This window comes from Vibrio fujianensis, assembly GCF_002749895.1.
Taxonomy (GTDB): domain Bacteria; phylum Pseudomonadota; class Gammaproteobacteria; order Enterobacterales; family Vibrionaceae; genus Vibrio; species Vibrio fujianensis.
Genome location: NZ_NBUS01000040.1, coordinates 159752 through 168109 on the forward strand (window position 1 = coordinate 159752; position 8358 = coordinate 168109).

Sequence of the window (8358 nt, forward strand, 5' to 3'; positions counted from 1 at the left end):
AGACTTTATGTGATGGAGTTTCTCCTACCGACTTGAGATCTGCTCTTTAACGGCGCACAATCGGCAGAAAAATAAGGAGTAACAATGGATCTTTCAGATATTCGTCGTGAATACACACGAGGCGGTTTACGGAGAAAAGACTTATTGGTTGATCCGATTGACCAATTTAATCTTTGGCTTGAACAAGCGATTAATGCGCAATTAACCGACCCAACGGCGATGACAGTAGCCACGGTCGACGAAAAAGGGCAGCCATTTCAGCGAATTGTATTGCTGAAAAATGTTGATAAGCAAGGGTTTGTATTTTATACCAATTTAGCCAGTCGTAAGGCATTGCATATTCAGCAGAATAACCAAGTAAGCCTTCATTTTCCTTGGCATCCCATCGAGCGACAAGTCCACATCACTGGCTATGCCGAAAAATTGACAGCATTTGAAAATATGAAATATTTCACCTCTCGGCCAAAGGAAAGTCAACTTGCTGCGATCGCCAGTCGACAGAGTAGTCGTCTTTCTGCTCGAGGCGTATTGGAGGGGAAGTATCTTGAGTTAAAACAAAAGTTTGCGAAAGGAGAAATTCCCGTCCCTAGTTTTTGGGGGGGATTTCGTGTCCGCCCTCACAGTATCGAATTTTGGCAGGGGGGAGAGCATCGATTGCATGATCGTTTTCTTTATAGTCAACAGGAGAGCGATTGGTTGATCGAACGGCTGGCACCTTAACCGCTGGCATCTTAACCATAGCCGGCTAGGGTATGGACCCTAGCCGGCTTATGAAAAACTATAATTCGCGAAGTATACGGAAACCTACGTAGTTGGCCGCCGCAGATGGGGCAACAAACAACTGACTATATGCTTTCGCCATATCTGGAGAAAAGCTCCACGCTCCCCCTTTGACGACGCCTCGTGGGTCATTTGTCCATTGCCACACATTGCCTACCATATCGTAGAAACCGAGCGGATTTGCGGCAAAAGCGCGAACGGGGGAGGTACTTTTATTTGACCATGGAGTCCCAGCCCAGCCGGTATTGGCTTGGCCTGCACTAAAGTGATTTCCCCACCAGTAATCCATCTTACTCCCAGCTCTCGCTGCAACTTCCCACTCATCCTCAGTAGGAAGGCGATACTTAAATCCAGTTTGTTGGGATAGCCAGCGAGTATAAGCGTTAGCATCATTCTGACTGACACACACCACTGGAGATTGAGCGGTTTGAGAAAAGCCCGGTTTCTGCCAGTGACTACCAGAAATCGGAGCGACTGCTGTTTCGTTGACGGCTAAGCAAATATTTTGTAATTCCGCATCGGTTTGATAACCAGTTTGCTGAGTGAAGCTTTTGAACTGCTCGACCGTGACAGGAGTAGCACTTAATGCGAAAGCATGATCAAGGTGAATTTGGCGAGCAATATTCTCACCGAGTAAGTATTGCCCTGCGACGAGAGTTATCATTTCTGGCGCTTGTTGATTATTTTTGAGTGTATCTGCAAATTTATCACCCGCTTTTAGTTCATTGGCTTGCTCATGTAACATGGCACGTAACGTATGATCGGATGATATATCGATTTCTTGACGGAATGTGCGGTATCCCTCTTTTTCTATAACCACTAAATGTTTACCCGCAGGTAGCATCACTTCGATAGGCGTGCTTCCGTAGCGAACGCCATCAATGGAGACGTTGTCATGATATTGATTAGAACGTATCACCAAACTGATCCAAGCGACCTCCTGTTGTTGAGTATTTTGTTGATCTTCACCAGCAGCAAAGCAGTATTGATTATGAATATTGAGTAAAGAGCAAGGGGCGGTGGTGGTGGGTCTGGCTTCTAACTGTGCTTCTATCACCGTTTTAAATTTATTACCGCTATAAAAGCCAGACTCTACTATCTTGTGACTTAATAAATGAATATTGAGTGAGATATTGGCAAGATTCTGTTTTACCAATGAAGATTCAGTCGTTTCATTAATTAACCAAGCTTGAAATTGCTTAACGGCCTTCTGCTGAGCCAGTTCTAATGTTTGTTGATTGCACTGCTGAAGTGTCATTGAAGCGCTACAAACATTAGTAAAACTGACTTTCTGTACGCTGGCTCGTTTCAGCTCGGTTCGTAGTCGTTCACTACGAGCCCGTAGTTTATCTTGTTCAAAGTGTTTGATTTTTTGTGCCAGCGCCTCTTGAGAGGTTTGCAGTTGTGTTAACTGTGCTTGCTGTTCTTGTAATGTTTGTTCTGCCGCTAAGCGTTGTTGTTGGTTCTGCTTAACCTCGGCCCATGCTACCTGATAGGCATTTTGAGAGGGCGTTATATCTAGCTCTGGCTCATCAATCATTTTAAGATAATCATGCTCAAGATGAGCCTTAGCGCTTTGCAGCTGAGTATTCAATTGTTTCGCTATCTCGATTAGGCGATCGAGCTCTGCTTGTTGATTATGAACTTTTATGTGCTGAGCTTGGGTGGCTTTTTGCGCCTCTTGCCATTGTGTTTGGTGGCTAAATAGTGTGTCATCAATGGCCATAACAGAGGGTGATGCGTTTTCAGCCTGAGTTGATGTTGTCACTAAACAAGATGAGAGAGCGAATAACAGAGCGGATAAACCTAATCGCATGTTGCCTACTTCAGTTAAAATTTTGAAAATGGTTGTCTCTATTCTAAACGAAAACGCCGCTTTGTCAGAAGTCATCTTTCAATAACTTAAGATCCAAACGGCGTTTTAACGACAGCTTTGTGAAATCAGACCAGAAAATCACCTCACGTGGGGTAACTACTCATTTTTATTTGGGCGTAATTTTACCCAAATTGTATCGTTTCCATTAATCGTGACCACACGGTTATAAGTTTCAAAGCCATCTTTAGCCACGGTGACTTGATGTCTCCCTGCAGGTAAGACAATTTCAACCGGTGTACTACCGTATTGAATGCCATTAATCGTGACAATGTCATTGTATTGATCCGAGCGTACTTTGACATTAGCCCACTGTTTATTATCCGTTTTGCTATTTTTTGTATCTGCTGAACCTTTTAAACAGTAACGACTAGAGACATTGAGCAGTTTACATGCTGCAACGGCATCAGGTTTGGCTTGTAATTGGGCCTGTAATTGCGTGAAGTATTCATTATTGCCTTCAAAGCCACTACGGATGATTTGGCTTTCTTGGACGTGGATATTGAGTTCTACACCGCGAAGGTTTTGTTTGGCGATGACTGACTCTGTCAACTGGTCGAGTAATTGTTCACGGAAAGTATTAACCGCTTTTTGACGAGTGAGGTGTTGCCCTTGATTGGCACATTCACCTAGCGTCATACTGGTAGAACAGGTGGTACGAAAGCTACTTTCCAACACTTTACTCTCACGTAACTCGGCGCTTAAGCGTTTGACGCGAGCTTCGATTTTACTTTCTTGCAAGTTAGTAAATTCAGTTTTTAACCGAGCATGCTTTTGTTTCATTTGTGAGAGACGCATATCACTTTCAGTGATCGCTTGTTGATTCAACAATTGTTCAGATTGATTTTTTTTCACATCAGCCCAAGCTTGTTGGTAGCGTTGCTGAAAAGAGACTAAATCCGTGTCTGGATCTTCAAGAAGGCGATTATATTGTTTGTCCAAAGCCGATTTGGCACGATTTTGTTTGGCTTGAAGTTCTTCGTTCTCGCGTTGTAAGCGTGCTTGTTCATTTTTTAATTGTTGAAGCTTGGCTCCTTCGGTTTCAAATTCTGAGGCTATCGTCTCAATTTCATTTTGTTTAATGCTTATTTTTCCATCAATGGCCGCCACAGGATCTACCTGTGTAATTTCTTCTGCGGACACTGATGCAGATACCCAAAAAGGGCTTAGCGCAAGCAGTAGCGCTGAGAGGTGATATTTGATCATTAAGTCCCTGCAACAATTCATATAGCCACTGTTTCGTGGCGGAAGACAAACTTTTGACAGCATAGCAACATGCTGACTCATCCTAAAATATCTCAGTTTCAAAGCACAACAGTATACAAAATCAAACAACTAGGTCACTGATTTTGTATATTTTATAACTGTACACACTTCATTTTGAGCAGATTCTCGAAATATGCAAGCTCCGATTTTCGATCTGCTTTAACGTTTTTTAATTGAACACTCATTGACCGTAATTTATGTGCACTTGATCATTGTTCCGAATTCAATTGAGTCGGGGTTTCTTATCTGTAGCACGAAAATTAATCCATAAGATAACGTCAAAGAAGATAATGCGTGTCATTTTGGCTTCGGACTAAACTGTTATATGATGCGAAAAGGTCATTGTATGAGATAACGATCATGAACCTTTCCTCATTGAATTTCTCGTTAGAGTCGGCATCAAGAGCCAAACTTTTGTCGCCTCGTCCTGCCGAATTAATTACCTTACCATCTTATATGGATTGTCACGAACATAGCTATACACAAATCGTGATTGGCTTAAAAGGGTTAGTCGAATTTGAGGTCTCTGGGGTGGCGAATGTGGTTGGTACCGGCCAAGGATGTGTAGTGACCGCAAGTACTGATCATGCTTTTGGAAGTCTGGCGCATCAATCTGATATTTTAGTCTTAAATTTGCCTTATCCGGCAGAAGATGATTCGTTAATACTTCAGAAAATCAATGAGTTATCTAAAATGGATATCTATTTTCAACTTGATAGTTCGATTCAAAAATTGATTGATATGCTGGTACAGGAAATACGATCGAGCCCGAATGATTTATTGTTAAGTCGAGCTTGTAGTGACACGGTGCTGGCTTTATTACTGCACCATATTTCGGCTTTTGATGTCCATCGGAGAGAATCTCGCTTTGATTTAGAGGTGGTTGATCGTTATATCGAACAACACTTAAGCCGACGCATCTCTATTGCTCAGCTTGCGGGCAGCGTTTATCTTGGTGAGAGTCAATTTCATCAGCTATTTAAAGAGCAAGTGGGCGTAACCCCTCATCAATATGTGTTAAAAAAACGAGTGGATCTAGCAAAAACCTTGATTGAACAAGGGCGCTTTAGTCTGGGGCAAGTGGCCGAATTAACGGGGTTCTCTAACCAAAGCACATTCACTCATACCTTTTCTCGCTTACAAGGCGTTTCTCCTTCACAGTACAGAAAACGTTTCTATCGTTAATGTCGTCCGATCAGTCCAAGTTGATGGCATGGGGTTTATGGATAAGTGTTGCAGTCGCATCACGGCAACGGCTCTATTGCTAACCAAACGCTATTTTATATGAGATTATATGATGTGATTGTGTTTCTGCTTTGTTAATTTGGCGAGTTTTTGGTAAAAATTTCGGAGTTTTTGACAAGTATTCCTCATGCACTCAAAATACACTGCTAGCCATTGTAGGAAACTCAGGCATGTTACCTGGGTATGAGATTGAGGAAAACGCATGTTTACAGCAACGGATGTGTTGAATCCGACGTTTGTTGAGCAACCTCTTAATAAACTTTGGATGCAGATCTCGCCACTTTATATGGTGGACGAATCTCAATGGCTAAAGCAGTTACTTCCCCTGGCGATGCCAAGCAATGCTGAACAATCAGCGATGGCTAGCAAAACTACTCATTTGATCGAAGCGATACGGCGAGATAAAAAAGCGTTGCAAATGATCGATGCATTACTACTTGAGTACAGTTTAGATACACAAGAAGGGATTTTATTAATGTGTTTGGCGGAAGCGTTGATGCGAATTCCAGATAAAGACACGGCTGATGCATTTATCAAGGATCGGTTAGGCGTAGCAGATTGGAAGTCACATTTAAAACATTCAGATTCCGTCTTTGTTAATGCGTCAACTTGGGGGTTGATGCTTACGGGAAAAGTGATTGGATTAGCGGATACAGAATGGCGTAGTCCGGTTCAAGCTTTAAATCGATTGGTCACTAAACTGTCTGAACCGGTTATTCGTCAAGCAATGCAACAAGCAATGAAAATTATGGGGCACCAATTTGTTCTTGGCCGAACGATGACTGAAGCACAAAGCAATGGCCAAGCTATGTGTGAACAAGGCTATACCTATTCTTTTGATATGTTGGGAGAAGCTGCACTCACGCAAGACGATGCAAAAAAGTATGCTCAAGATTATCTGCAAGCCATTGAGGCGGTCGGACAAAATAAAGCCAATTGCCAAAGCCCTGCACCATCAATTTCAATTAAGCTTTCAGCCTTACACCCTCGTTATGAGGTGGCTAATTATTCTCGAGTGATGAGTGAGCTTTATCAAACATTATTGCAATTATTGGAACGAGCCGTTGCTTTGGATGTTGCGATCACCATTGATGCTGAAGAAGCTGACCGACTCGAATTATCATTGCAACTATTTGAAAAAGTGTATCGTACTCCATCAGTACGGGGTTGGGGTAAATTTGGATTAGTGGTGCAAGCTTATTCTAAACGGGCATTACCGACTTTAGTTTGGTTAACAGGCCTTGCCAAGCAACAGGGAGATTTAATTCCAGTTCGGCTTGTCAAAGGCGCTTATTGGGATAGTGAGATCAAATGGTCCCAGCAAAGCGGTTATGCAAACTACCCAGTTTTTACCCGTAAAGAAGCGACGGATGTTTCTTATTTGGCTTGCGCTCGTTTTCTTCTGAGTGACTCCGTGCGTGGGCATCTGTTTCCTCAGTTTGCCAGCCATAATGCTCAAACGGTTTCTGCTATTGCGGTAATGGCCACCCATAAAGATTTTGAGTTTCAGCGTTTACATGGAATGGGGGAGGCACTTTATAAACAGGTCAAGGCCATCCATCAACAGCCCGTTCGTATTTATGCCCCGGTTGGGAGCCATAAAGATCTTTTACCTTATTTGGTTCGTCGATTACTTGAAAATGGGGCAAACAGCTCCTTTGTGCACCGTTTGGTCGATGCTCGTTGTCCCGTTGAAACCTTAGTCATCCACCCCGTTGAACGGTTACTTGAATGTGTAACGTTACACAATAGCAAAATCCCTCTTCCTCCCGCTATTTTTCCTGAACGAAAGAATGCCAGCGGTATTAATATTGATATTGAAAGTGAGGCACAGCCTTTTGTATTACAAGTTCAGCAGCACCTAAATCAACGTTGGCAAGCAGCTCCTATTCTTAATGGCCATTCACAACTCGAAAGCATGATCAAGGAGGCGATCATGCCTGAAGTGGTGAGCGCGCCGTATGATCGTCAAATTCAAATCGGTCATGTTTTTCATGCAACCCATGATCATGTTTCCATAGCGATGGAGAATGCTCAAGCCGCATTTGCTGAGTGGAATCAAACACCGGTGCATCAACGGAGTGAAAAACTAGACACTTTGGCTGATTTATTAGAAGAGAATCTACCTGAGCTTTGTGCCTTGTGTCATCAAGAAGCGGGGAAAACGATCCATGATGCGATTGATGAGGTGCGCGAGGCCGTTGATTTCTGCCGTTATTATGCCAAACAGATCGCTTCATTATCGCCTACCACCATCGCGGGCTTTGATGGGATCAATCGGCAGATATCACGGCAAGGACGAGGTGTTTTTGTTTGTATCAGTCCTTGGAACTTTCCTCTAGCCATTTTTCTTGGCCAAATAACCGCTGCATTAGTCGCGGGCAATACGGTCGTCGCCAAACCTGCCGAACAAACCAGCCTTATTGCTGCTCGTGCAGTGGAATTAATGCTACAAGCTGGTTTTCCCAATGGTGTTATTCAATTTATCCCAGGTCGCGGTTCACTCATTGGACAAGCTCTGACCTCTCATCCCGCTGTTGCTGGGGTTGCCTTTACCGGCTCGACCGCGACCGCGCAGCAGATCAACCAAACGTTAGCCGAACGGGAGGCTTCTCCAGTCCCGTTGATTGCTGAAACGGGTGGGCAAAATGCGATGATTGTTGATAGTACTGCTTTGCCAGAGCAAGTGGTGCGCGATGTGTTACGGTCAGCCTTTGCATCGGCAGGACAACGCTGCTCAGCACTTCGAGTCCTTTTTGTGCAGCATGATGTTGCTGAGCGCATTATTTCTTTAATCCAAGGGGCGATGCAGGAGTTATCGGTTGGGCTGCCTTATTTACACAGCACAGATGTTGGCCCTGTTATTGATGATAAGGCCAAACAGCAGTTGCAAAAACACATTGAATATATGACAAAAACTCAGAAAAAAATCGCTCAACTTACCTTGAGTGACGCGTGCCAGCAAGGTGATTTTGTTGCTCCAACAGCCTTCGAGATTTCTAGTATCGAGGAGTTAAGCGAAGAGCAGTTTGGTCCAATTTTGCATATTGTTCGCTATCAAGCGAAAGAATTAGCTCAAGTCGTACAGCAAATCAACAACACCGGTTTTGGCTTAACGATGGGCATTCATAGTCGTAATGAAACAACTTATCGTTGGATAGAAAAACACGCACGAGTTGGAAATTGTTATATCA

At 43.4% G+C, this 8358-nt stretch carries 5 protein-coding genes; 3 read left to right on the forward strand and 2 right to left on the reverse strand.

Annotated features, from left to right (window positions below):
- Positions 1 to 84: 84 nt before the first annotated feature.
- Positions 85 to 720 carry a pyridoxamine 5'-phosphate oxidase gene (pdxH, locus tag B7C60_RS06595; RefSeq protein WP_099610973.1) on the forward strand — a complete coding sequence of 212 codons (636 nt, stop codon included), beginning with the start codon at positions 85 to 87 and terminating at the stop codon, positions 718 to 720.
- A gap of 58 nt (positions 721 to 778) precedes the next feature.
- Here pdxH and B7C60_RS06600 read toward each other — a convergent pair whose 3' ends face one another.
- Complete coding sequence (locus B7C60_RS06600) at positions 779 to 2596, reverse strand: SUMF1/EgtB/PvdO family nonheme iron enzyme (protein ID WP_099611084.1); 1818 nt, start codon at positions 2594 to 2596, stop codon at positions 779 to 781.
- Positions 2597 to 2752: 156 nt separating this feature from the next.
- Positions 2753 to 3859 (reverse strand): PEGA domain-containing protein, encoded by a 1107-nt coding sequence (locus B7C60_RS06605; protein ID WP_099610974.1) that lies wholly within the window; start codon positions 3857 to 3859, stop codon positions 2753 to 2755.
- A gap of 420 nt (positions 3860 to 4279) precedes the next feature.
- Between B7C60_RS06605 and B7C60_RS06610 the strand changes: the two genes are divergently transcribed.
- Both B7C60_RS06610 and putA read left to right on the forward strand, forming a co-directional pair.
- Positions 4280 to 5104 carry an AraC family transcriptional regulator gene (locus B7C60_RS06610; RefSeq protein ID WP_099610975.1) on the forward strand — a complete coding sequence of 275 codons (825 nt, stop codon included), beginning with the start codon at positions 4280 to 4282 and terminating at the stop codon, positions 5102 to 5104.
- Positions 5105 to 5366: 262 nt separating this feature from the next.
- Positions 5367 to 8358, forward strand: a 2992-nt coding sequence (putA, locus tag B7C60_RS06615; protein WP_245868726.1) for a bifunctional proline dehydrogenase/L-glutamate gamma-semialdehyde dehydrogenase PutA, incomplete at its 3' end; no start/stop codon positions are given.

Coding starts and splice junctions, on each gene's coding strand:
- pdxH (WP_099610973.1), top strand. CDS start 85: ATGGATCTTTCAGATATTCGTCGTGAATACACACGAGGCGGTTTACGG.
- B7C60_RS06600 (WP_099611084.1), bottom strand. CDS start 2,596: ATGCGATTAGGTTTATCCGCTCTGTTATTCGCTCTCTCATCTTGTTTA.
- B7C60_RS06605 (WP_099610974.1), bottom strand. CDS start 3,859: ATGATCAAATATCACCTCTCAGCGCTACTGCTTGCGCTAAGCCCTTTT.
- B7C60_RS06610 (WP_099610975.1), top strand. CDS start 4,280: ATGAACCTTTCCTCATTGAATTTCTCGTTAGAGTCGGCATCAAGAGCC.